The organism is Dactylosporangium sp. NPDC049140, from assembly GCF_040648435.1.
In genome coordinates, this window is the sequence record NZ_JBEZDS010000030.1 from 55,895 (window position 1) to 79,575 (window position 23,681).

The 23,681-nt window shown below is 71.1% G+C and carries 20 protein-coding genes; 14 read left to right on the forward strand and 6 right to left on the reverse strand.

The genetic code is table 11. From position 1 onward, the window contains the following. The first annotated feature begins 403 nt into the window (after positions 1 to 403). A complete protein-coding gene (locus AB0B76_RS36660; RefSeq protein ID WP_360384255.1) occupies positions 404 to 1,129 on the forward strand; it encodes a DUF3105 domain-containing protein in 726 nt (241 codons plus the stop codon). Next, positions 1,113 to 2,015, forward strand: a complete 903-nt coding sequence (locus AB0B76_RS36665) for a septum formation family protein (RefSeq protein ID WP_360384257.1) — start codon at positions 1,113 to 1,115, stop codon at positions 2,013 to 2,015. Before AB0B76_RS36660 ends, AB0B76_RS36665 begins: the two co-directional genes overlap by 17 nt. Here AB0B76_RS36665 and AB0B76_RS36670 read toward each other — a convergent pair. Further along, a complete protein-coding gene (locus tag AB0B76_RS36670; protein WP_360384259.1) occupies positions 1,989 to 2,378 on the reverse strand; it encodes a hypothetical protein in 390 nt (129 codons plus the stop codon). The two genes, AB0B76_RS36665 and AB0B76_RS36670, sit on opposite strands and share 27 nt — an antisense overlap. Next, on the reverse strand, positions 2,375 to 5,272 hold the full coding sequence (locus tag AB0B76_RS36675; RefSeq protein ID WP_360384261.1) for a DEAD/DEAH box helicase: 2,898 nt from the start codon (positions 5,270 to 5,272) through the stop codon (positions 2,375 to 2,377). Before AB0B76_RS36675 ends, AB0B76_RS36670 begins: the two co-directional genes overlap by 4 nt. A 127-nt stretch (positions 5,273 to 5,399) precedes the next feature. Here AB0B76_RS36675 and AB0B76_RS36680 point away from each other — a divergent pair, with 127 nt between their 5' ends. Continuing rightward, the gene (locus AB0B76_RS36680; protein WP_360384263.1) at positions 5,400 to 8,546 is read left to right on the forward strand and encodes a penicillin acylase family protein; all 3,147 of its coding nucleotides are present in this window, start codon (positions 5,400 to 5,402) and stop codon (positions 8,544 to 8,546) included. On the opposite strand, the gene AB0B76_RS36685 is transcribed toward AB0B76_RS36680, so the two are convergent. Together AB0B76_RS36685 and AB0B76_RS36690 are read right to left on the reverse strand one after the other, a co-directional pair. Then, entirely contained in the window at positions 8,547 to 9,047 is a 501-nt protein-coding gene (locus tag AB0B76_RS36685; protein ID WP_360384265.1) for a pyridoxamine 5'-phosphate oxidase, read from the reverse strand. Positions 9,048 to 9,079: 32 nt separating this feature from the next. Further along, entirely contained in the window at positions 9,080 to 9,613 is a 534-nt protein-coding gene (locus AB0B76_RS36690; protein WP_360384267.1) for an AAA family ATPase, read from the reverse strand. A gap of 85 nt (positions 9,614 to 9,698) precedes the next feature. Between AB0B76_RS36690 and AB0B76_RS36695 the strand changes: the two genes are divergently transcribed. The 9 genes from AB0B76_RS36695 (at position 9,699) to AB0B76_RS36735 (ending at position 19,411) form a co-directional block, all read left to right on the forward strand. After that, positions 9,699 to 10,082: a hypothetical protein gene (locus tag AB0B76_RS36695; protein ID WP_360384269.1), complete on the forward strand. Its 384-nt coding sequence runs from the start codon at positions 9,699 to 9,701 to the stop codon at positions 10,080 to 10,082. 302 nt (positions 10,083 to 10,384) lie between these two features. Beyond that, a complete protein-coding gene (locus tag AB0B76_RS36700; protein ID WP_360384271.1) occupies positions 10,385 to 11,395 on the forward strand; it encodes a LacI family DNA-binding transcriptional regulator in 1,011 nt (336 codons plus the stop codon). Between the two features lie 19 nt (positions 11,396 to 11,414). After that, positions 11,415 to 12,230, forward strand: coding sequence for an exodeoxyribonuclease III (locus tag AB0B76_RS36705; RefSeq protein WP_360384362.1), 816 nt, complete (start codon positions 11,415 to 11,417; stop codon positions 12,228 to 12,230). Positions 12,231 to 12,722: 492 nt separating this feature from the next. Next, positions 12,723 to 13,724 (forward strand): ABC transporter permease, encoded by a 1,002-nt coding sequence (locus AB0B76_RS36710; RefSeq protein ID WP_360384273.1) that lies wholly within the window; start codon positions 12,723 to 12,725, stop codon positions 13,722 to 13,724. A 178-nt stretch (positions 13,725 to 13,902) separates the two neighbouring features. After that, a complete protein-coding gene (locus AB0B76_RS36715; protein ID WP_360384364.1) occupies positions 13,903 to 15,660 on the forward strand; it encodes an ABC transporter substrate-binding protein in 1,758 nt (585 codons plus the stop codon). Positions 15,661 to 15,808: 148 nt separating this feature from the next. After that, on the forward strand, positions 15,809 to 16,810 hold the full coding sequence (locus AB0B76_RS36720) for an ABC transporter permease (protein ID WP_360384275.1): 1,002 nt from the start codon (positions 15,809 to 15,811) through the stop codon (positions 16,808 to 16,810). A gap of 52 nt (positions 16,811 to 16,862) precedes the next feature. Continuing rightward, positions 16,863 to 17,942: an ABC transporter ATP-binding protein gene (locus tag AB0B76_RS36725; RefSeq protein WP_360384277.1), complete on the forward strand. Its 1,080-nt coding sequence runs from the start codon at positions 16,863 to 16,865 to the stop codon at positions 17,940 to 17,942. An 11-nt stretch (positions 17,943 to 17,953) separates the two neighbouring features. Next, the gene (locus AB0B76_RS36730) at positions 17,954 to 19,084 is read left to right on the forward strand and encodes a dipeptide ABC transporter ATP-binding protein (protein WP_360384279.1); all 1,131 of its coding nucleotides are present in this window, start codon (positions 17,954 to 17,956) and stop codon (positions 19,082 to 19,084) included. A gap of 81 nt (positions 19,085 to 19,165) precedes the next feature. Continuing rightward, complete coding sequence (locus AB0B76_RS36735; RefSeq protein WP_360384281.1) at positions 19,166 to 19,411, forward strand: hypothetical protein; 246 nt, start codon at positions 19,166 to 19,168, stop codon at positions 19,409 to 19,411. A gap of 9 nt (positions 19,412 to 19,420) precedes the next feature. Here the strand turns inward: AB0B76_RS36735 and AB0B76_RS36740 are convergent, their stop codons facing one another. Beyond that, entirely contained in the window at positions 19,421 to 19,720 is a 300-nt protein-coding gene (locus AB0B76_RS36740; RefSeq protein ID WP_360384283.1) for a response regulator, read from the reverse strand. 17 nt (positions 19,721 to 19,737) lie between these two features. Here AB0B76_RS36740 and mgrA point away from each other — a divergent pair, with 17 nt between their 5' ends. Beyond that, positions 19,738 to 20,742, forward strand: coding sequence for an L-glyceraldehyde 3-phosphate reductase (gene mgrA / locus AB0B76_RS36745; RefSeq protein WP_360384285.1), 1,005 nt, complete (start codon positions 19,738 to 19,740; stop codon positions 20,740 to 20,742). Here mgrA and AB0B76_RS36750 read toward each other — a convergent pair. Then, a complete protein-coding gene (locus AB0B76_RS36750) occupies positions 20,719 to 21,282 on the reverse strand; it encodes a hypothetical protein (RefSeq protein ID WP_360384287.1) in 564 nt (187 codons plus the stop codon). The genes mgrA and AB0B76_RS36750 overlap by 24 nt on opposite strands. A 99-nt stretch (positions 21,283 to 21,381) precedes the next feature. On the opposite strand from AB0B76_RS36750, the gene AB0B76_RS36755 reads away from it, so the two are divergent. Next, positions 21,382 to 22,680, forward strand: a complete 1,299-nt coding sequence (locus AB0B76_RS36755; protein WP_360384289.1) for an MFS transporter — start codon at positions 21,382 to 21,384, stop codon at positions 22,678 to 22,680. Positions 22,681 to 23,681: the final 1,001 nt, after the last annotated feature.

Genomic DNA, 23,681 nt, shown 5'->3' on the forward strand with positions numbered 1-23,681 from the left:
ACACCAGCGGCATCGGGACTGGGGCTTGAGCAGCGGCACCGGAAGAAGCTCTGCGACCAGTACGGCAGTGTCGAGGCGGCCGAGGCCCACTTCGCGCGGCGGGCCCAGGCCGCCCTCGCGCCGGCTCCGACGGAACCGCCGGGTGAACAGGCCGATTGCCCCGTCGAGCCGGCGGAATGCCCGGCGCCGCCGGATGAGGACACCGCGGAACATGCCCTGACCAACGGTAACGACGATCCCGCGCCACCACAAAGCGCGCCGCCGCCGGGAACAATCGATCGGCCGCCGCATTGTGCATTCCGCCGGAGAAACCGAAAGCCCGCTCGTGGGTCATGGATCGTGCACGAAACGATTGGGCGGCGGCGCCGTCGGGGCACAGGCGGCATTCCGGTAATCTCGGACCATGACCGGCCCCTACCCCGAGCCGCCGCCGCAGTACGGCCCGCCGCCCCAGCAGTACGGGCCGCCGCCGCCGTATGCGCCGGGGCAACCGCCGTACGCGCCCGGGCAACCGCCGTACGCGCCCGGGCCGACGCCGCCGAAGAGCAACCGCGGCATCGTCATCGCGGTCGTGAGCATCGTCGGCGTGCTGGCGGTCCTGTGCGCGGCCGGGATCGTCGCCGCGGTGTGGCTCGTCAACCGCGAGAACGGTGGTGGGCACGATGACAGCGACGAGATCGCCGGGCTCATCGACTATCGGCTGACCCACCCGGACTGGCTGGAGCGGGACCACCTGCAGGATACGGAGCAGCCGGTGTACAAGATGGTCCCGGCCGCGGGGGGCAGGCACTTCGGGATCTGGCAGCGGTGCGCCGGGGACGTGTACGACAAGCCGGTGGTCGAGGGCCGCGCGGTGCACAGCCTCGAGCACGGGGCGGTCTGGATCACGTACCAGCCGGGGCTGGCCAAGGCCGACGTCGACAAGCTCGCCGGCAAGGTGCGCAACAACGATTTCATGCTCATGAGCCCGTACGAGGGGCAGCCCGGCGCGATCTCGCTGCAGGCGTGGGGGTACCAGCTGCGGGTCGACAAGGCCGACGACCCGCGCGTGGACAAGTTCATCCGGCGGTTCCGTGAGACCGCCAGCCTCGAGCCCGGAACCCCCTGCAGCAATGGCACGACGGAGTAGAGGGCTGCCGTTACTCCTGGCCGCCGTCCTCGCGACGGCGGCCTGCAGCGCACCCGCGGGCACCGACGGCGACCTCGTGAACGGGTGGCCGATGCTGCCCGCGGCCGAGTACGTGCCGCCCGCGGTCGGGCAGTGCCTCGCCGGCGGGCCGTTCAGCGCGTTCGAGCAGCCCAGCGCCGCCGTGCTCACCGAGATCGGCTGCGCGCAGGAGCACAGCGTCGAGGTCGTCGCGACCGGCACGGTGCCGGGCGACAGCCTCCCGGCGTGGGACTCCGACCCGGCCCGCGCCGCGTACGCCGCGTGCGACCAGGCGGCGAGCGCGTACGCCGGCGGGGACTGGCACACCGGGCGGCTGTTCCCGTTCCTGTCCCTGCCGAGCGAGCGCGCGTGGGCGGGCGGCGTGCGCACCTACGTGTGCGGGCTCGCCGAGGCCGCCGACGACCTGTTCGCGCCGAAGCCGCGCACCGGGAGCCTGAAGAACGCGCTGCCGGCGCTCGCGCTCACGTGCGTCGACCTCGACGGCGGGGACCTCACGCCGGACGGGTTCTACCGCAGCGTCGACGCCGTCAGCCCCGTGGCCTGCACCGAGCCGCACGACACCGAGTTCGTCGGGGTGTGGGCGGCCCCGGCGGGCGGGTTCCCGGCCGACGCGCAGGCGCTCAACGCGACCGTCAGCAAGGCCTGCTTCGCGGAGGTGGCGGCGTTCATGGGATTGACCGAGCTGCAGCTGTACCAGCGCAAAGACGTCTACACCTTCTGGGACGGCCTCACCAGGTCGCAGTGGCAGCTGGGCGACCGCACCGCGCACTGCTTCCTCAACGTCTCCACCGCCAAGCCGCTGCACGCCTCGCTCAAGGGCCTAGGCCCCCAGCCCCTCCCGGCCTAGCAGCACGTGCAGGGCCACGCCCGGGTCGGCGCCGTCGACCAGGCGGGTCACCTCGAGCGTCGCGGTCTCGGGCGGCCCGAAGGCGACGGCCAGCCGGATGCGCACGGGCGCCTGGTCCGCGGGCGGCAGACCGGACCGGAACACCCGGCAGAGCGCGGCGAAGGCCCGCGGCTCGTTGACGTCGGCCGGAAAGACCACGAGGGCCCCGTCACCGAGCATCTGCAGTTGTACCTCGGGAAAGGCGATCCCGGCCCGCGCCGCCGCCCGCTCGACCGCGTCGTGCAGGCGCCAGTGCAGCTCCTCCCGCGAGGGCAGCACCGGGGCGCCCACCAGCAGCACGAACGCGCATAATCGCTCGTTCACGCCGCCACCGCCGCGGCCGGGTCGAGCGTGAGCAGCTCGCGCAGGTCGGCGGTGGACAGGTCGGTCAGCCAGCCCTCGCCGGTGCCGACGATCTTCTGGGCCAGGCCCCGCTTGTCGGTGATGAGCGCGGCGATCTTCTCCTCGACCGTGCCGGCGGTGACGAACTTGCGCACCTGGACCGCGCGGCGCTGGCCGATGCGGAAGGCGCGGTCGGTCGCCTGGTCCTCGACCGCCGGGTTCCACCAGCGGTCCACGTGGATGACGTGGTTGGCCGCGGTGAGGGTCAGGCCGGTGCCGCCGGCCTTGAGGGAGAGCACGAACAGCGGCGGCGAGGACGGCGTGGCCTCCTGGAAGCGGGCCACGAGCGCGTCGCGGCCGGCCTTGGGCACGCCGCCGTGCAGGAACGCGACCTCGCGGCCGAAGCGGGCGGAGAGCTCGGCGCGCAGCATGCCCCCGAACTCGGCGTACTGGGTGAAGATCAGCGCCCGCTCCCCCGCGGCCAGGATCTCCTCGGTGAGCTCCTCGAGCCGGTCGAGCTTGCCGCTGCGGCCGGGCAGGCGGCTGCCGTCGCGCAGGGCCAGGGCCGGGTGGTTGCAGATCTGCTTGAGCCGGGTCATGGTCGCCAGCACCAGGCCGCGGCGCTCGATGCCCTGGCTGCTGTCGATGCGGGCCAGCATGTCGTCGACCACGGCCTGGTAGAGGCTGGCCTGCTCGGGGGTCAGGCTGCAGACGACGTCCATCTCCAGCTTCTCCGGCAGGTCGGTGATGATCGTGCGGTCGGTCTTGACCCGGCGCAGCACGAACGGCTGGGTGATGCGCCGCAGCCGGGCGGCGGCGTCGGCGTCGCCGTCGCGCTCGATGGGCTCGGCGAAGCGCTCCTTGAACTTCGTCGCGCTGCCCAGCAGGCCCGGGTTGGCGAACTCCATGATCGACCACAGGTCGGCGAGGCGGTTCTCGACCGGGGTGCCGGTGACGGCGATGCGGTGCCGGGCGGGCAGCCGGCGTACCGCGGCCGCCTGTTTGGTGGCGGCGTTCTTGACGGCCTGGGCCTCGTCGAGCACGACCCGGTGCCAGGGCACGGCGGCGAGGGCGTCGGTGTCGCGGCCGGCCACCGAGTACGTGGTGACGACGACGTCGAAGCCGGCCGGGTCCAGCGCCCGCGCGCGGTCGGCGCCGTGGTGGACGTGCACCCGCAGCTGCGGTGCGAACTTGGCCGCCTCCCGCTGCCAGTTGCCGACCAGGGACATCGGGCAGATCAGCAGCGTCGGGCCGGGCGCGTCGCCGGCCAGCAGGGCGAGCAGCTGGACGGTCTTGCCGAGGCCCATGTCGTCGGCCAGGATGCCGCCGAGCCCGGCCCGTTCCAGGAAGCGCAGCCAGTTGAGGCCCCTTCGCTGGTACGGCCGCAGCTCGCCCCGGAACGACAGCGGCACGTCGCCGTCGTCGATGCGCATCTCGGCCTCGCCGCTGAGCAGGTCGCCGAGCCAGCCGTCGGCGGCAACCTCGACCACGGGCAGCCCGCCGGGGCCCTCGGCGGCGCCGCCGGCCAGGTGCAGCAGGTCGGCAACGGTGAGCGCCTCCTGCTCGCGGTGGCGCTCGATGAACGACAGGCCCTCGGCGAGCCGGCGGGGGTCGAGCTCGACCCACTGGCCGCGCAGCCGGACCAGCGGGGCCTTGAGCTCGCTGAGCCGGCGCAGCTCGTCCTCGCTCAGCGGCTCGTCGCCGATCGCGAGCTCCCAGCGGTAGTCGACCAGGGCGCCGAGGCCGAGGCCGCTGTCGGTGGCGACGGTGCCCGGTGCGGTACCGCCGGATCCGTCTTTGATCTTGAGCCGGGCCCCCAGCCGGGCCGACGCCTTGCGCCACCAGCCGGGAAGCACGACGCCGAAGCCGGCCGCGGCCAGCAGCGGGGCGTTCTCGCTGAGCAGGCGATGGGCGCCGTCGGTGTCCAGGCGCAGCGCGACCGGGCGGGCCTCGCGCAGGGCGTCCTCGAGCGCCGGGTACAGCCGGCTGGCCCGCCCGAGCTCGGCCAGCAGCGTCTCCTGCGGGGCCGGGATGTGCCGCTGGAGGGCCTTGAGCGCACCGCGGGAGCGCCACACGCGCTCGGCGTCGACGACGAGGGTCGGCTCGTCGGCGGCCTGCAGCGCGAACTCGAGCGTCCAGTGCGGGTCGGGCGCCGGCTCCTCGCCGGCCTCCGGCTCGGGCGGCTCGACCAGCCGGAAGCAGGCCCGCACCGACCCGCCGACGGCGTCGGCCTCCCAGGCGGCCAGGCGGCGGCCGAGCGCTTCCGGGAGTACACCCGGAATGTCGCGGTCCCGTCCGGTGAGCGCGCCCAGCCAGCCATCGGCCGCCTCGTCCGGCAGCGCGGCGCGGGCCGCGGCGTCGACGAACGCGTCGAGGGCCTCGGCGGTGACCCCGGCCCGGGTCGCGGACGGGGTGGCGGCGAGGGCGGCGGAGGGCAGGGCCAGGGCCAGGGACCGGGCGTAGGCGGCGTCACGGCCGGTGAGCACCGGGGCCCAGCGGGCCTGCGCGCCGGCGATCGTCGGCAGCATCCGGCCGCGGGCGACGAGGGTGGCGGCGAACTCGGCCACGCTCAGGAACCACTCGGTGGACTGGGCCAGCGCGATGTCCGCCCCGGCCAGACCCGGGAGCCCGCGCAGCAGCTCGAGCGCGTCGTCGGGCTCGTACTCGACGGTGGCCACCAGGCAGGGCCGCAGTTCAGCCTTTTCGGTGACGGCCGGCCAGGGCTCGGGCCGCCGGTTGCGGGTCGGCAGCACCAGCGAGCGTTCGACGGCGACGCCGGCGTCGCCGTCGAGATTCAGGCCCGCGAGCGCCGTGCCGGCGTCTTCGGCCCACATGCCGACCCGGCCTTCGACCCAGAGCGCATGGACCACGAGCACCGGTGCAGCGTAGTGGAGCCGCAGCGTATCGACGGCCTGAACCTCTGTTCAGTGACAGGTGTCGTTGTTACCATCCGGTAATCCGAGTCATTTTCATATTGGCTCGCAACCCCCGGAGGGATCCGCCATGTCCCTGCCTGCCGTGAAACGCGCCCTGGGGGCGTTGCTGCTCACCGCCGCGGTGCTCGTCGCCCCCGCCCTCGCCGCGCCGGCCGAGGCCGCCGTCCTCGCCCCGAACGACTACTGCCTCGACCAGTGCAACGACATCCTGCCGCCGGGCCAGAACGGCAACGCCACGCTCGCCGACATCCTGGCCCACAAGGCCCTGGGCTTCCGCCCGGCGCACTCGGCCGACCAGCTCGGCCCGTACGCGAACCTCGTCTCGGCCTACACCGGCCTCACCGACGAGCAGATCTCGTCCTTCTACAACGACGCGTCGTTCGGGGTGCCGGCCGGCCAGGTCGACCGCAGCTACAGCCCCCGCTCCGACGTGACGATCGTGCGCGACAAGGCGCTCGGCGTGCCGCACGTGACCGGCACGACCCGGTCCGGGACGATGTTCGGCGCCGGGTACGCCGGGGCCGAGGACCGGCTCTTCGTGATGGACCTGCTGCGCCGGGTCGGCCGCGGCAAGCTGACCCCGTTCGCGGGCGGCGCGCCGGGCAACCGGGAGCTGGAGCAGAGCATCTGGCGGCAGGCCCCGTACACCGAGGCCGACCTGCAGGCCCAGGTCGCCGCGCTGCGCACCAAGGGCACCCGCGGGGCGCAGCTCTACGACGACGTGCAGAGCTACGTCGCCGGGATCAACGCCTACATCGCCGCGTGCATGTCCGGGCGCAACTGCCCCGGCGAGTACGTGCTCACCGGCCACCTCGACGCGATCACCAACGCGGGCGGGCCGGAGCCGTTCCAGATGACCGACCTGATCGCCATCGCCGGCGTGGTCGGCGGGCTCTTCGGCGGCGGCGGGGGCGGCGAGGTCGAGTCGGCGCTGGTCCGCGTCACCGCCCGGGCCCGCTACGGCGCGGCCGAGGGCGACCGGCTGTGGGCCGCCTTCCGCTCCCAGAACGACGAGGAGGCCGTGCTCACCCTGCACAACGGGCAGTCCTTCCCGTACGGCGCGGCCGACCCGGACGCCGCCGGGGTCGCGCTGCCGGACCAGGGCAGCGTCACCGCGCAGCCGGTCGTGTTCAACCCGAGCGGCTCGGCGGGCACGACGGCCGGGCTGGCGCCGGGCTCGGCGACCAAGCGGGGCATGTCAAACGCGGTGGTCGTCGACGCGGCCCACTCGGGCACCGGGCACCCGATCGCGGCGTTCGGGCCGCAGACCGGGTACTTCTCGCCGCAGCTGCTCATGCTGCAGGAGCTGCAGGGCCCGGGCATCAGCGCGCACGGGGTCGCCTTCGCCGGGCTCAACCTCTACGTGCTGCTCGGCCGCGGCCAGGACTACGCGTGGAGCGCCACGTCGTCGGAGCAGGACATCACCGACACCTACGCGGTGCCGCTGTGCAACACCGACGGCTCCCCCGCCACCACGCAGTCCAGCGCGTACCGCTTCCACGGCACGTGCACGCCGATGGAGGCGCTGACCCAGACCAACGCCTGGACGCCGACCGTCGCGGACGGCACGGCCGCCGGGTCCTACCAGCTCATCACGTACCGGACGAAGTACGGCCTGGTCGCGTGGCGCGGGACGGTCGGCGGGCAGCCCGTCGCCTTCACCCAGCTGCGCTCGACGTACCGCCACGAGGCCGACTCCGCCATCGGGTTCCAGGCGTTCAACGACCCGGCCGCCATGGCGAACCCGGCCCAGTTCATCGCCTCGGCGAGCAGCGTCGGATACGCCTTCAACTGGTTCTACGTCAACGCCACCGACACCGCGTACTTCAACTCGGGCGACGACCCGGTGCGCAAGACGGGCGCGAACCCGAACCTGCCGACGAAGGCCGACGCGGCATATGAATGGTCCGGCTGGAATGCGGACACGAATACGGCCGACTACATTCCGGTGAACCAGCATCCGCAGTCGACCGGGCAGGATTATTTCGCCTCTTGGAATAACAAGCAAAGTAAGGACTTCTCGGCGGCCGACGGAAACTTCAGTTTCGGGGCCGTGCAGCGCGCGGATCTGCTCGACCGGCGGGTGAAATCGGCACTGAGCGGCGGAAAGGTCGACCGGGCCGGGGTCGTGCGGATCGTCGAGGACGCCGCCGTCACCGACCTGCGTGCGGAGAACCTCCTGCCCGAGCTGCTGCGCATCCTCGATCCGGGCGGGACGAGCACCGACCCGAACGTGGCGGCGCTGCGGGCCTGGCTGACGGCCGGGGGCAAGCGGGTGGAGACGACCCCCGGCTCGCACGTCTACCAGCACGCGGCCGCCATCCGCACGTTCGACGCCTGGTGGCCCAAGCTCGTCGAGGGCGCGTTCCGGCCCGGGCTCGGCGACGACGTGTACGCGGCCCTGACCGGGGCGCTGCAGATCGACGAGTCGCCCTCGGGCTACACCGGGCCGACGAACGCCGGCTCCCTGAACCAGACCCAGGCCCACAAGGGGTCCTCGTTCCAGTACGGCTGGTGGGGGTACCTCGACAAGGACCTGCGCTCGGTCCTCGGCGACCCGGTGCGCAGCGGCCTGGGCAAGACCTACTGCGGCGGCGGGACCCTGGCCGGATGCCGCCAGGTGCTGGTCACGACGCTCGGCACGGCCGCCGCCGAGCCCGCGACGACCACCTACCCGGGCGACAGCAGCTGCTCGGCCGGCGACCAGTGGTGCGCGGACACGATCATCCAGTCGCCGCTGGGCGGGATCACGCACGACAAGATCTCGTGGCAGAACCGCCCGACGTACCAGCAGGTGGTGTCCTTCCCGGCCAAGCGCGGCGACGACATCACGAACCTGGCCCAGGGCCGCGGCGTCAGCGCCAACGGCACGTTCCTCGGCTTCTCCGCCGGGGCCGCGGTCGACGGCGACCCGACCAGCCGCTGGGCCAGCTGGTGGAGCGACAACCAGTCGATCACCGTCGACCTCGGCGCGGCCAAGCCGGTCCGGCGGGTGATCCTGCGCTGGGAGGCCGCGTACGGGTCGCGGTACCGCATCGAGGTTTCCACGAACAACAGCACGTGGACGACCGCGGCGACGATCGACGCCGGCAACGGCGGGATCGACAACGTCACGTTCGCGCCGGTCAGCGCCCGGTACGTGCGCATGGCCGGGGTGGCCCGGGGCACCGGCTACGGCTACTCGCTGTGGGAGTTCGAGATCTACAACCGCTAGTCAGAGCGCCGCGCGGTGGCGGCCGGCCCGCAGCTCACGTGCGGGCACCTCGGCCGCCGCCCAGGTGACGTACTGCCCCGCCCGGCTCAGGACACACGTGCTCACCAGCAGCTCCACGAGCACGTGCTGGCCGAAGCCGGGCGGCGGCGCGGCCAGGGCCCGCTCGGCGACGAAGGCGGCCGCCACCGACCGGCGCAGCGCCGGATCGCGCGGGAACACGGCCCGGCCGGTGAGGTAGAACGCCTCCTCGCCGGAGTCCATCGGGAAGGTGTGCAGCGCGAAGCGGCTGTCGCGCAGCAGGTCCTCGAGCTTCGGCGAGACCATGAGCAGCGTGTAGAGGCCCTCCTCGACGAGCAGGGGGCTGACCGGGTGCACCCGCGGGCCGCCGTCGGCGCGCACGGTGCCCAGGTAGGCGAGGCCCACGCCGCTGCGGTAGAGCAGCGTGCGACCGGCCGCGGCGAGGTCCGGCGCCGAACGCCGGAAGCGCCCCCACGAGAGCATGGCGCCCAGACTCGCGCACCCCGGACGCCGGGTCAATTCCGCCAGGCGTTGATCAGGTCCTGGACCTTGTCGGCGACCTCCTCCGGGAGCAGGTCGTCGGTGTCCACGACCTCCCCCAGCGGGCGCAGGTCGCGGCGGGCGGTGAGGTACGCCCCGAGGTCGTCCAGCCGCCATCCGCGCGCGTCCGCGCCGTCGTCGGCCTCGACCCGCTCGACCAGCGCCGGCGCCGAGACGTCCAGCAGCACGTGGCGCACCTCGTGCCCCCGGTCGCGCAACGCGCCCAGGACCTCCTCGATGTGCTTGCGGCGCAGCATCGTCATGGGCACCAGCAGCGGGTCGGCGCCCCGGGCCTGGCGGGCCGCGGCCACGACGGTGGCCGCGCGCCAGGCGGGCAGCTCCCGGTAGTCGCCGTGGCGGACCCCGGGCCGGACCAGCCCGGCGGTGCGCTGCAGAACCCAGCCGATGCGCTCGGCGTCGAAGGCCCGGGCCCGTGGCTCGCGGCGGCACAGCTCGGCGGTCACGGTGGCCTTGCCGACGCCCGACGGGCCGTTGAGCCAGACGATCACGGGAGCCTCCCACGGCTTCGCGGCTTCCAGGATTCTCGCAGGTGGAACCGAGGGGGATGCCAGCCCCGCACGGGATAAATAAGGCATGACGATCCTGACCCTTCCGCCGCGCACCCCGTCCGCAGTCGACCAGGAGCGCATCGAGGTGCTGCTCATAGCCCCCGCACACCGCCTGCCGGAGCTGGATCGGCACCTGCCCCAGGGCTGGGTGGTGACCCGGCGGGCCGAGATGCCGGCCGGATGCCGGGAGCCCGACATCGTGGTGCTCGACGACCCCGGTTCCCGCTCGGTCACCGCCGCCTGCCTGCGCCACCCGGCCGCCTCGATCGTGGCCGTGCTCAACCCGTACAGCGACCACCAGGCCGTGGTCGACGTGCTCGAGGCCGGCGCCGACGCCTGCGTGCGCTCGTCGACCGCCGCGGTCATCGCCGCCCACCTCGAGGCCTGCCGGCGGCGCCAGGCGGCATAACGGGGTTTGGCGTTTCCCACAACATATTCCAGAGAGCGCTCTCAACCGTTTCTGTGATTGACATTGGGCTAGTCATGGGCCAGTCTGATTCCAGTCTTGAGAGCGCTCTCCGGCCGATACGGCGGCTTGGGTGACCGGCGTATCACGTCCCGGCGAATCGTGATCAGGGTGTAACCGGTGTGAGGGTGCGACGGGCGATGGAGCGACATGCTCCATCGCCCGTCATTGTTTGTGCGCTACACATTGCTGAGCTTCAGTCATGATGGTCCGGCAGAACAGATATGGGGGACGCCACAATGGTGATGTCGGGGCGGGACCGGCCCACTCTGGAAAACGTCGCGCAGCGCGCCGGGGTGTCGCGCGCCACCGCCTCGCGCGTGGTGAACGGGTCGACCTCCGTCGCGCCCCACATCCGCGACAAGGTGCTCAGCGCGGTCGAGGCGCTCGGCTACGTGCCGAACCAGGCCGCCCGCAGCCTCGTCACCCAGCGGACGGACTCCATCGCGCTCGTCGCGTCGGAGACCGCGAGCCGGGTCTTCTCCGACGACCCCTTCTTCTCCAGCATCATCCGCGGGGTCAGCCTCGAGCTCGAGGCCGTGGACAAGCAGCTCGTGCTCATGATGGTCGGGCCCAGCGGGCCGAGCCACGACCGGGTGGAGCGCTACTGCACCGGCGGGCACGTCGACGGGGCCATCATCTTCTCCATGCACGGCGCCGACCCGCTGCCGGAGCGGCTGAGCCGGGCCGGGGTGCCGGTCGTGTGCAACGGGCGGCTGCTGATCCAGGCCTCGGTGCCGTACGTCGACGTCGACAACGAGGACGCGGCCCGGGCCGCGGTGCGCCACCTGCTCGACACCGGACGCCGGCGGGTCGCCACGATCGCCGGGCCGCAGGACATGAGCGCGGGGATCGACCGGCTCAAGGGGTACCGCGCGGCGATGCAGGACAGCGGCCGCCGCTCGCTGGTGGCCGTCGGCGACTTCACCCGGCAGTCCGGCGCGCTGGCCATGAGCCAGCTGCTCGGCGACGACCCTGAGCTCGACGCCGTCTTCGCCGCCTCCGACGCGATGGCCGAGGGTGCGCTGCGGGCGCTGCGGCAGGCCGGGCGGCGGGTCCCCGACGACGTGGCCGTGGTGGGCTTCGACGACATGGACTTCGCCCGCGACACCGAGCCGCCGCTGACCACCGTGCGCCAGCCGATCACCGACCTGGGCCGGATGGCGGCCCGGCAGGTGCTGCGGATGGCGGGCGGCGAGAAGATCGAGCCCGTTCTGCTGCTGCCTACGGAATTGGTGAAGCGCGAGTCGGCCTGAGCATGGCAATGTGACACAGGTGAGGCTCGCCACCTGGAACGTGAACTCCGTCAAGGCCCGGCTGCCCCGCCTGCTCGAGTGGCTGGAGCTGGCCGGGCCCGACGTGCTCTGCCTGCAGGAGACGAAGCTCGCCGCCGACGCGTTCCCCGCGGGCGAGGTCAAGGCGCTCGGGTACGACACCGCCCACCACGGCGAGGGGCGCTGGAACGGCGTCGCGCTCCTGTCCCGGGCCGGGCTGGACGACGTCCGCCGCGGCTTCGACGGCGATCCGGGCTGGAGCGGCGAGCCCGGCGGCGAGGAGCCGCTGCTCGATGAGCCCCGGCGGGAGGCCCGCGCCATCTCGGCCGTCTGCGGCGGCGTGCGGGTCTGGTCGGTCTATGTGCCAAACGGCCGTACGCCGGAGTCGGCGCACTACGGGTACAAGCTGAACTGGCTGGCCGCCCTCCGCCTGGCGGTGGCCGCGGACCTCGCCACCGGCGCGCCGGTCGCCGTCTGCGGCGACTTCAACGTGGCCCCGGCCGACTCCGACGTCTTCGACATCAAGGCCTTCGCCGGCGCCACGCACGTGACCCGGCCCGAGCGGGACGCGGTCGCCGCGCTGCTTGACGCCGGCCTGTCCGACATCGTCCCGAAGCCGATGAAAGGCCCCAACCCGTTCACGTATTGGGACTATCGGGCGGGAATGTTCCACCAGGACAAGGGCATGCGCATCGACCTGGTCTGCGCCAGCCCAACGATCGCGGGTGCGGTCAAGGGTGCCTACATCGACCGGGAGGCCAGGAAGGGCAAAGGGCCCTCCGACCACGCGCCGGTCGTGATCGATTTCGATATTTGAACACACTGTGTCACCATGGACGCCGCCCGGACCGTACTGTTAAGTGTGAAACGATCAACGATCGTCCTGGATAGCCCGTTCTCGCCGTTCTTGGCGCCATGTTTCCGGCACGTTGCGTGATCACACCGTTACGATTCACCGGTAAATCGCCCGTTTAGGGGGTTTATGATCCAAAAGTCGTTGTGCTTGGATCACGCCCTCATCACGGCGCGGCGTGGACTTGGTTACAGGACAGGGGGTGACCCTTGACGATCGGCCAAACGGGAGACAGGGTTCGTCCAACGAAGGCGACGACACCAAGTCGGCTTCGTGCACGCTCTGCCCGTGGCCCGAACCTGCGGATAGGGCACCAGGAGTCCACGAAGACACAGCCGATCGGCTGCTGACTGCCACGGGCCCCGGTCTGGCCGACGCATGCTCGCTGCACGGTGCGACGGTCAACGCTGGCGGCTATCAGGCGGGCAGACGGCCGGGGAGAGGGGCACCACGCCCATGACTATGGGACCCGTCACGTCGAAGAGCGACGAGCAGGTGCCGACGGTCGAAGAGGCGACCGCCACACCTGCCGGTGTTCCCGCGAAGGCCATCGAAGGTCGCTCGCTCAGTCAGATTGCGTGGACCCGGCTCAAGCGCGACAAAGTCGCGCTCATTGGAGGCGGGTTCATCATTTTCCTGGTGCTGGTCGCGGTGTTCGCATCCTTGATCAACAAGGCGTTCGGGCATCCGGTCAACGAGTTCCACCAAGATCTGATCGATCCATCGCTGGGCGGCATCCCGCCCGTCGGCACGTGGGGCGGCGTGAGCAAGGACTACCTGCTCGGCGTCCAGCCCGTCACCGGCCGCGACCTGTTCTCGCAGATCATCTACGGCGCCCAGGTGTCGCTGCTCGTGGCGCTGGCCGCCACGATCATCGCGGTTGCCATCGGCGTGGTGCTGGGCGTCGTCTCCGGATACTTCGGTGGCGCGATCGACAGCCTCATCAGCCGCCTGATGGACCTGATCCTGGCCTTCCCGTACCTGCTGTTCTCGATCGCGCTGATCTCCGTCGTGCCGGCCAGCACCGGCTGGCGCATCGGCGTGGTCATCTCGGTCATCGCGTTCTTCAGCTGGCCGTACATCGGGCGTATCGTCCGCGGCCAGACTCTCTCCCTGCGGGAACGCGAGTTCGTCGAGGCGGCGCGCAGCATCGGCGCGGGGTCCCCCCGCATCCTCTTCCGGGAGCTGCTGCCCAACCTCGTCGCGCCGATCCTGGTGTACGCGACGCTGATCATCCCCACGAACATCCTCTTCGAGGCCGCACTGTCGTTCCTCGGCGTCGGTGTGCTGCCGCCCACCCCCTCGTGGGGCCGGCTGCTCTCGGACGCCGTGCAGTACTACGAGTACGACCCGATGTACATGTTCGTGCCCGGCTTCGCGATCTTCCTCATGGTCCTCGCCTTCAACCTCTTCGGCGACGGCCTGCGTGACGCCCTGGACCCGAAGGCCAACCGGTAGCCCGCAAGGGCCACCGGGGGCCTCCGGCCGTCACGCACACCCGGCACCACCTCGCTCGACCATGCCCGCCAGCCCGGTCGACCCTGCGCAAAACCCCGGCTTCACGCGCACAGCAGCACAGCTCGGACGGCCCGTCCCTCGGCGGGTCGCGCCAAACAAGGAGGGAATCCCAGTGAGAATGAGGACAGGGGCATTGGTGGCCGGGTCGGTCACTCTCGCCCTGGCGTTGTCCGCCTGCGGCGGCGGCGGCAACACGCCCAAGGCCGACGCGAGCGGTGGCTCGGGTGTGTCCGGCTTCAACGCCGCCACCAAGGGCATCGTGAACCCTTCTACCAAGAAGGGCGGCACGCTCAAGCTCGTCAACAACGCCGACGCGGACTCTTACGACCCGGCGCGGGCCTACTACGCGTACGTGTGGAACCTGATGAAGGGTTACTACGTCCGTACGCTGCTCACCAACGAGTCGAAGCCGGGTGAGGACGGGCTGAAGCTGGTTCCCGACCTGGCCCAGGCCATGCCGGAGGTCTCCGCCGACGGCAAGACCTACACCTTCAAGCTCAAGTCGGGCGTGAAGTTCGAGGACGGCTCGCCGATCACCTCGAAGGACATCAAGTACGGCATCGAGCGCGTCTTCGCGCAGGACGTGCTGTCCGGTGGCCCGACCTACCTGATCGACGTGCTCGACCAGGGCCAGAAGTACCCCGGCCCGTACAAGGACACCGACCCGAACAAGATGGGTCTGAAGTCCGTCGAGACGCCGGACGACAACACGATCGTCTTCAAGCTCGCCGACCCGCTGTCGGACTTCCTGTACCTGCTCGCCACCCCCTCGGCCAGCCCCATCCCGCAGGCCAAGGACACCGGCGACAAGTACGGTGAGAAGCCCGTCTCGACCGGCCCGTACAAGTTCCAGTCGTACGACCAGGGCAAGAAGGTCGTCTGGGTCCGCAACGACCAGTGGGACCCGAAGACCGACACCGTGCGCGCGGCGCTGCCGGACGAGGTCGACCTGACCATCGGCACGGCCGTCGAGGAGATCGACAACCAGCTGCTGAGCGGCGAGGTCGACATCGACACCGCGCAGACCGGTGTCCAGCAGGGCTCGCAGCCGAAGATCCTGCTCGACCCCGAGAAGAAGAAGAACGCGGACACGCCGAACACGGGCTTCATCCGCTACTTCTCGATCAGCACCAAGGTCGCGCCGTTCGACAACATCCACTGCCGCAAGGCCGTGCAGTACGCGACCGACAAGATCACGATGCAGACCGCTCGTGGTGGCGCCGACGCCGGTGGTGACATCGCCACCAACATGCTGCCCCCGAACATCGCGGGTCACGACGAGTACGACCCGTACAACACCAAGTCGGGCAAGCCGCAGATCGACAAGGCCAAGGAAGAGCTCGCGGCCTGTGGCAAGCCGAACGGCTTCGACACCGTGATCGCGACCCGCAGCTCCGGCAAGGAGCCCAAGACGGCCGAGGCGCTGCAGGCGGCTCTGAAGAACGTGGGCATCAACGCCCGCCTCGACCCGACCGAGCCGTCGCTGTACTTCCGCTCGACCATCGGCGCGCCGTCCAACGTCGCGGCGAAGGGCTACGGCCTCATGATGGCCGGCTGGGGTGCCGACTTCCCGACCGCGTACGGCTTCCTGTCCGTGCTGGTCGACGGCCGCAACATCCTGCCGTCGGGTAACAACAACTACGCCGAGCTCAACGACCCGGAGATCAACTCCCTGATCGACCAGGCGAAGGCGGAGAAGGACCCGGCCAAGGCCGCCGGAATCTGGACGACCATCAACCACAAGGTCATGGACGCCGCGGTCATGGTGCCGTTCGTCTACGACAAGGCGCTCAACTACCGCAACCCCCGCGTCACGAACGTGTTCGTGACGGAGTACTACGGCATGTACGACTTCGGCAGCCTGGGCGTGCAGTGACCCTCGGGTCACGCCAGTCCTGCTGACGAAGCAGCCAGCCTGAACAGCCGGTAACCCGCCCTTCACGAGTACAGAAGGCAGGTGAGGGCCACGGCGCCGGCCGGCGAGACGGGAACCCCGTCGAGCCGGCCGGCGTCAGGCCGCACACGTGATCAATTACATCCTGCGCCGCCTGGTCACCGCGGCATTGCTCATCGTGGCCGTCTCCATGGTCACCTTCGCGATCTTCTTCCTGATCCCGAAGGCGGCGCACGCCGATCCGGCGGAGATGTACGTCGGTAAGTCGGCGACCCCGCGCGACGTCGACGCGACGAGAATCAAGCTCGGGCTCGACAAGCCGATCTACATCCAGTACGGCCGGTTCGTGAAGGGCCTGGTCGTCGGGCGCGACTACGACAGCGGCCCGTCGGTCACCCACTGCTCCGCCCCGTGCTTCGGGTACTCGTTCCGCACCGACCGCGAGGTCTGGCCCCTGCTGCTGGACCGCCTGCCGGTCACGATCTCCCTCGCCATCGGCGCGGCCATCCTCTGGCTGTTCGGCGGTGTGGCGGGCGGCATCATATCCGCGCTGAAACGCGGCAAACTCGCCGACCGGGCGGTGATGTTCCTGGCTCTCGCCGGCGTCTCGCTACCGGTCTACTTCACCGGTCTGGTCTTCCAGTCGCTGTTCGTCCACCAGTGGAAGATCTTCCAGGGTGGCGAATACATCAACTTCGTGGACAACCCGCTGGGCTGGGCCAACAAGCTCTTCCTCGCCTGGGTGAGCCTCGCCCTGCTGTTCGCCGCCACCTACGCGCGGCTGACGCGGGCGCAGATGCTCGAGACCCTCGGCGAGGACTACATCCGCACCGCCCGGGCCAAGGGCCTGAAGGAACGGGTCGTCATCGGCAAGCACGCCATGCGCGCGGTGCTCACGCCGATCGTGACGATCTTCGGCCTCGACCTCGGCACGCTGCTCGGCGGCGCGATCCTCACCGAGCGGGTGTTCAGCCTGCCCGGTATCGGCAAGCTCAGCGTCGACGCGGTGACCCAGAAGGACCTGCCGATCATCCTCGGCGCGACGCTCTTCGCCTCGTTCTTCATCGTCATGGCCAACCTGGTCGTGGACGTGCTCTACGCCGTGATCGACCCGCGGGTGCGGCTCGGATGACCCGTTCCCCGTCCCGTTCCCCGCGTCACGGCACCCCAGGAAAGGAGTGAGCATGTCCAGCAGCCTGCTCACCGATGGCACCCCGAGCCCCAGCGGGTCCGGGCCCCAGGTCGCGCAGTCGTTCCTCGACGTGCGGGACCTGCGGATCCACTTCAACACCGACGACGGCGTGGTCCGGGCCGTCGACGGCCTGACGTTCCAGCTCGAGCGCGGCGAGACCCTCGGCATCGTGGGCGAGTCCGGCTCCGGCAAGAGCGTCACCAGCCTGGGCATCCTGGGTCTGCACCGGCGGGGCTCGGCGAAGATCTCCGGCGAGGTCTGGCTCGACGGCGAGGAGCTCATCGGCGCCTCGCCCGAGCGGGTCCGCCTGCTGCGCGGCGCGAAGATGTCGATGATCTTCCAGGACCCGCTGACCGCGATGCACCCGTACTACACGGTCGGCGCCCAGATCATCGAGGCGTACCGGGTGCACCACAAGGTCTCCAAGAGCGAGGGCCGCAAGCGCGCGATCGAGATGCTCGACCGGGTCGGCATCCCGCAGCCGCAGCGGCGCGTGGACGACTACCCGCACCAGTTCTCCGGCGGCATGCGCCAGCGCGCCATGATCGCCATGTCGCTGGTGAACAACCCGCAGCTGCTCATCGCCGACGAGCCCACCACGGCGCTCGACGTGACGGTCCAGGCGCAGATCCTGGACCTGATCCGCGACCTGCAGTCGGAGTTCAACTCCGCGGTCATCATCATCACCCACGACCTGGGCGTCGTCGCCGAGCTGGCCGACGACATCCTGGTGATGTACGGCGGCAAGTGCGTCGAACACGCCACCGCGCAGGACATCTTCCGCCGCCCCGAGCACCCGTACGCCTGGGGCCTGCTCTCGTCGATGCCCCGCGTCGACCGGGAGGTGCGCGACCGGCTGGTGCCGATCAAGGGCAGCCCGCCGTCGCTGATCAACCTCCCGAGCGGATGCTCCTTCCACCCGCGCTGCCCGTACGTGGAGCGCAACGGCATCCCTTGCAAGACGGTCGAACCGTCCCTGGCGGAGGGGACGCCCACACACGGCGTCGCCTGCCACATTCCGCCCGCGGAACGGCTGGCCATCTTCAAGTCGGACATCGCCCCGAACCTCTGAGGAGCACGACAGTGTCGACGACGACCCAACCCCAGCCGGCGGCGGCGCCCGAGCGCGGCGGCGAGAACCTCCTCGAGGTACGTGGCCTGGAGAAGCACTTCCCGATCATGCGGGGCGCCTTCATCAAGCGAAAGACCGGCGCGGTCCGCGCGGTCGACGGCATCGACCTGGCCGTCAAGACCGGCGAGACGCTCGGCCTGGTGGGCGAGTCCGGCTGTGGCAAGTCCACCACCGGGCGGCTGATGACCCGGCTGCTGGAGCCGACCGGCGGGCAGGTGCTGCTGGAGGGGCAGGACATCTCCCACTTCAACGTGGCGAAGATGCGGCCGCTGCGGCGCGAGGTCCAGATGATCTTCCAGGACCCGTACTCGTCGCTGAACCCGCGCCACACGGTCGGCTCGATCGTCGGGGCCCCGCTGCAGGTGCAGAACATCAAGACCGCGCACGGGCAGAAGCGCGAGGTGCAGCGGCTGCTGGAGCTGGTCGGGCTCAACCCCGAGCACTACAACCGGTACCCGCACGAGTTCTCCGGCGGTCAGCGCCAGCGCATCGGCATCGCCCGGGCGCTCGCCCTGCAGCCGAAGCTCATCATCGCCGACGAGCCGGTCTCGGCCCTGGACGTGTCGATCCAGGCCCAGGTCGTGAACCTGCTCGACGACCTGCAGCGCGAGTTCAACCTGACGTACGTCTTCATCGCGCACGACCTGTCGGTGGTCCGGCACATCTCCGACCGCATCGCGGTGATGTACCTGGGCAAGGTCGTCGAGATCGGCGGGCGCGACGGGCTGTACGTGAACCCGCTGCACCCGTACACCTTCGCCCTGCTCTCCGCGGTGCCGGTGCCCGACCCGGGCCGGCGCGACAAGGCGCAGCGCGAGCGGATCCTGCTCACCGGCGACGTGCCCAGCCCGATCGACCCGCCCTCGGGCTGCCGCTTCCGCACGCGGTGCTGGAAGGCGCAGGACCTGTGCGCCCAGGAGGAGCCGCTGCTGCGCGAGCTCGCGCCGGGCCAGACGGTCGCCTGCCACTTCCCGATCACCGACGAGGAGCGCTCGGCGCGCGGCGCCCAGGCGGCGCGGGCCGCGGCGGCGGAGATCCCGGTCGACACCGCCGAGGACCCGTTCGCGGAGCCGATCGCCTGAGGCCGGTTTTTCTGGTTCGGGGAGTCGCCTTCTGGCGGCTCCCCGACTTTGTTTCGGGGCCGGACGATCTACGGTGGCCGCATGGACGCCGACCACAGCATGCGACTGGCCCGCCTCGAGCGCCAGGTCAACTTCCTGTACCGCCACTTCGGGCTCGACCCGCAGCTCGCCGACGCGTTCCCGGGCACGGCCGCGATGCCGCCGGAGTTCACGGAGGCGCTGCGGCAGAACAACCTCATCGCCGCCATCAAGATCTACCGCCAGGTGACCGGCGTCGGGCTGGCCGAGGCCAAGGCCGCGGTGGAGGCCCTCGTCAGGAACGCCTGACCTCGCTTTTCAGCCCCGCATCACGTGGGCGCTCAGCATGAGCACGGGCATCAGGCTCGTCGCCGGCTCGGCCCGCACCCGCTTGCACAGGTCGAGGCCGGAGACGCGGGGCATCCACATGTCGGTCACGAGCATGTCGAACCGCTGCTCGTGCAGCGCCGCGAGGGCCGCCTCGCCGTTCTCCACCGCCGTGACGTCCACCCCGGCGTTCTCCAGCGCCATGGTGAACAGGTCGCGGATGTCCGGGTCGTCCTCGGCGACCAGGATGGATGCGACAGGCGGCGGCTTCTCGGCGGGCGCCTCCTCCACGAGACCAGTTTAGGATCATGGTTGTGGTGTACGAGGCGGCTTCGGGCCGATACCAGGACATGCTCTACCGGCGCAGCGGCCGCAGCGGGCTCAAGCTGCCGGCCATCTCGCTGGGCCTGTGGCACAACTTCGGGCGCGAGCGGCCGTTCGAGACCCAGCGCTCGATCGTCCGGCGCGCCTTCGACGCGGGCGTGACCCACTTCGACCTGGCCAACAACTACGGGCCGCCGCCGGGTTCGGCCGAGGAGAACTTCGGGCGCATCCTGGCCGAGGACCTGCGCCCGTACCGCGACGAGCTCATCATCTCCACGAAGGCCGGCTACGACATGTGGCCGGGCCCGTACGGGGAGTGGGGCTCGCGCAAGTACGTGCTGTCCTCGCTCGACCAGTCGCTGCGGCGGATGGGCCTGGAGTACGTCGACATCTTCTACTCCCACCGCCCCGACCCGGACACGCCGCTGGAAGAGACCATGGGCGCGCTGGACGCGGCGGTGCGGGCGGGCAAGGCGCTGTACGTCGGCATCTCCAACTACAGCCCCGAGCAGACCCTCGCGGCCGCCCGGATCCTGCGCGAGCTGGGCACGCCGCTGCTGATCCACCAGCCGCGGTACTCGATGCTGGACCGCTGGATCGAGGACGGGCTGCTGGACGCGCTGGAGGAGGCGGGCGCCGGCTGCATCCCGTTCTCGCCGCTGGCGCAGGGGCTGCTGACCAACCGGTACCTCGACGGCATTCCCGACGACTCCCGGGTGCGCACCAGCCGCTTCCTCGACGAGAGCGACCTGAGCGCGTCCCGGCTGCAGCTCGTCCGGGCGCTGGACCAGGTGGCCCGCGAGCGCGGCCAGACCCTGGCCCAGCTGGCGCTGGCCTGGGCGCTGCGCGACTCGCGGGTCACCTCGCTGATCATCGGGGCGTCGAGCGTGAAGCAGCTGCTCGACAACCTCGGTGCCCTGGAGAACCTGGCCCTCTCCCCCGACGAGCTGGCCCGGATCGACGGGCTACTTGCTCAGGAACGCGCCTAGCGCGCTGATCACCGGCTGGAGGGCGGGCGGGATGGACCCGTCCTTCGCCGTGATCTGCTTCCCGGCATAGGTGACGGTGTACGTGTACGCGTCGGCGATCCCGCCGTTGTCGTTCGTGGTCGGCAGCTTGTTGAAGTCCGCCGACTCCAGCGCGGTCTTGAGCGCGGCCAGCTCCTCGGCGGTCAGCTTGCCGCTCTTCGTGCCCTGCTTGGTCTGGATGGTGTACGAGCCGTCGGGGCGCACGGTCAGCGAGTCGTTGTTGCCGGCCAGGCCCCCGGTGCGGGTGAACGTCACCAGACTGTCCGTGGCGGTCACGTTACCGCCGGTGTTGGCCTTGGAGCTCGGGTCGGTGTTCGGGCCCGCGGTCGTCCCCGCCCCGGCGCCCGTGCTGGAGCCCGTGCCCGCGCTGCCGCTGGACACCGGGGCGCCGTTGGACGCGGCGCCGCTGGATCCCGCGCCCGCCTGGTCGGTGCCGTCCGAGCAGGCGGCGAGCCCGAACGCGAGCGTGAGCAGGGCGGCGGCGATGATCCGGGACTTCATCGTGGTTCAGCTCCATCCATAGGTCTTGCTCATTGGACCGCCGCGCGGTGCGAGCGGTTCCATCCAAATTTTGTCGTACCCCCACGACATGATGTCCCCATGCACCTCCACCCCTACCGTCGCGTTCTCGCCCTGCCGGGCGTCCGGCCCCTCATGCTGCTGGCCCCGCTGGCCCGCATCCCGATCACGGCGATCGGCGTGACGATGACCCTGCACGTCGCCCAGGACCTCCACCGGGGCTGGGGCGCGGCGGGCCTGGTGGGGGCGGCCCTGACGGTCGGCACGGCGATCGGCGGCCCGCTCAACGGCCGCTTCGTGGACCGCCGCGGCCTGCGCCCGATGCTCGTGGTCACCACCGTGGCCGAGGCCCTCTTCTGGGTCGTCGCGCCCTTCCTGGCTTTTCCGGTGCTCCTGGCCGGCGCCTTCGTCGCCGGCCTGTTCTCGCTGCCGGTCTTCTCCGTCATCCGCCAGTCGATCGCCGCCCTGGTCCCCACCGAGCAGCGCCGCCAGGCCTACGCGCTCGACTCGATGTCGGTCGAGCTGTCCTTCATGGCCGGCCCGCCCCTGGCCGTCCTGCTCACGAGCACCCTGTCCGGCCGCGCCGCGATGTGGTCGATCGGCGGCGCCCTGGTCCTGGCGGGCCTGGCCCTGTACGTCGCCAACCCGCCCGTGCACACGTCCGCCGAGTCCGACGACCCGGCCCCCACCGCCCCCACCCGCCGCGGCGACTGGCTGACCCCGCGCTTCGTGGCCGTCCTGGCCGCCGCGTCCGCCACGACCATGGTCCTGGCCGGCACCGACCTGGGCATCGTGGCCCTGCTGCGCGCGGCCGGCGAGGTGGGCCTGGTCGGCATCCTGCTGGCCGCCTGGGCCGTCTACTCCCTGGTGGGCGCCTTCATCTACGGCGCCCTGCCGCGCGCGGTGCCGCTGGCCGCCCTGCTGGCCGCGCTGGCCGTGTGCACCATCCCGGCGGGCCTGGTCGGCCACGCCTGGCCCCTGCTGTTCCTGACCCTGCTGCCGGCGGGCGCCTTGTGCGCCCCGACCCTGACCACGAGCACCGACCTGGTGAGCCGCCTGGTCCCCCCGTCGGCCCGCGGCGAGGCCATGGGCTGGCACGGCTCATCCTTGACCGTGGGCCTGGCCATCGGCTCCCCGCTGGCCGGCTGGGCCATCGACCAGGGCGGCCCGGCTTGGGGCTTCGCCGCGGTGGGCGCGGTGGGCGCCGTGGCCGCCACCGGCCTACTGCTGGTCCACCGCCACAACACCACAGCGCCGCCCACACCCCCGCTGGCTCCCGCCACACCGACGCCCACCGCGCCTCCAGCTCCGCCACTCAACCCGGCCCCAGCGGTCGCCGCCGCCCTGACGGACGGTTTGGGCACCCCTTCACGACGCTGAGCACGGCGGCCCCTGCTCACGGCCGAGGCACCAACACCAGTCGCCACGACTCCGGTTTCCGCACTGACGCCCGCCGAGGCCGGACCGGTCGAACGCTTCAAGGGGGCTGACGCGGCGCCTCAGTCAGCTGGTCCGGCAGCCAGGTGGCCCGCCGGAGCTCCACACCCCCCGACCTCGTTGGCCACGCGGTGCATCCCACCAGCCAGGCAATCGGCACAACCCGGCCCGCCACGCGCTCCAACCGCCACGCCGGCAGTTCCGCCCCGCACTGACGCCGCGGCGCACGCCCGCTCTCAGCGGCCCATTCGGCACCGCTGCCGGAGCGGCCGACGCCCCACCGACCATCGCCGGGCGTCCCCCGCACTCAGCGCTGCACCGTCGAGCCCACCACAGCCCCACGCACTCCCACCATTGGCCCACGCGACGCATCCCGACCGGCCGGGCGATCGGTCGGCGCCGACCCACTCGAGCTTCGCCGGGCTCCCCGGCCAGCCGGCCTGGCAATCAGCACCTCTGCTTCCCCGGTGGCACGCGCCGCGAGGGTCAACCCACGTCTCGGCCGTCCAACTGCGCTTCCGGCACTCGCCGGTCCAGCGATAAGTCGGGCGCTCCGCGCCACGACTTATCGGATTTATACCCCGGCCGACCCCAAACCCGATTCGCCACTTTCCACGCCCTCCGCACGGCCCGATCCGGCTGGGAACTGTCGCCGGGCGACGGTCGACCGTGTTCAAACCGCCCTCCGAGGCGGTGAAGTGCTCAAACGTTCAACAGAAAACTATGCTTGTCAGTTAAGAGTGAAAGATTGGATAGGTTCCAATCTTCGGATTGTGCACTCACAGGAGGGAGGGGGGCGGCCACGAAGGTGTAGCCCATCTGCTGCATGCCCTCGACCAACTGCGGGAGGTACTGCAGGGCCAGGAACGGACCACGAGCTGGCGCCGCGCCGAGGCCAGCAGGTCGGGGGTCAGCCGGACGCCGTGCCGGTTAAATCTTTGTGT

Bases quoted from the DNA above. Each gene is read 5' to 3' on its own strand.
- AB0B76_RS36660 (WP_360384255.1), top strand. From the start codon at position 404: ATGACCGGCCCCTACCCCGAGCCGCCGCCGCAGTACGGCCCGCCGCCC.
- AB0B76_RS36665 (WP_360384257.1), top strand. From the start codon at position 1,113: ATGGCACGACGGAGTAGAGGGCTGCCGTTACTCCTGGCCGCCGTCCTC.
- AB0B76_RS36680 (WP_360384263.1), top strand. From the start codon at position 5,400: ATGTCCCTGCCTGCCGTGAAACGCGCCCTGGGGGCGTTGCTGCTCACC.
- AB0B76_RS36685 (WP_360384265.1), bottom strand. From the start codon at position 9,047: ATGCTCTCGTGGGGGCGCTTCCGGCGTTCGGCGCCGGACCTCGCCGCG.
- AB0B76_RS36695 (WP_360384269.1), top strand. From the start codon at position 9,699: ATGACGATCCTGACCCTTCCGCCGCGCACCCCGTCCGCAGTCGACCAG.
- AB0B76_RS36700 (WP_360384271.1), top strand. From the start codon at position 10,385: ATGTCGGGGCGGGACCGGCCCACTCTGGAAAACGTCGCGCAGCGCGCC.
- AB0B76_RS36710 (WP_360384273.1), top strand. From the start codon at position 12,723: ATGACTATGGGACCCGTCACGTCGAAGAGCGACGAGCAGGTGCCGACG.
- AB0B76_RS36715 (WP_360384364.1), top strand. From the start codon at position 13,903: ATGAGGACAGGGGCATTGGTGGCCGGGTCGGTCACTCTCGCCCTGGCG.
- AB0B76_RS36725 (WP_360384277.1), top strand. From the start codon at position 16,863: ATGTCCAGCAGCCTGCTCACCGATGGCACCCCGAGCCCCAGCGGGTCC.
- AB0B76_RS36735 (WP_360384281.1), top strand. From the start codon at position 19,166: ATGGACGCCGACCACAGCATGCGACTGGCCCGCCTCGAGCGCCAGGTC.
- mgrA (WP_360384285.1), top strand. From the start codon at position 19,738: ATGGTTGTGGTGTACGAGGCGGCTTCGGGCCGATACCAGGACATGCTC.
- AB0B76_RS36750 (WP_360384287.1), bottom strand. From the start codon at position 21,282: ATGAAGTCCCGGATCATCGCCGCCGCCCTGCTCACGCTCGCGTTCGGG.
- AB0B76_RS36755 (WP_360384289.1), top strand. From the start codon at position 21,382: ATGCACCTCCACCCCTACCGTCGCGTTCTCGCCCTGCCGGGCGTCCGG.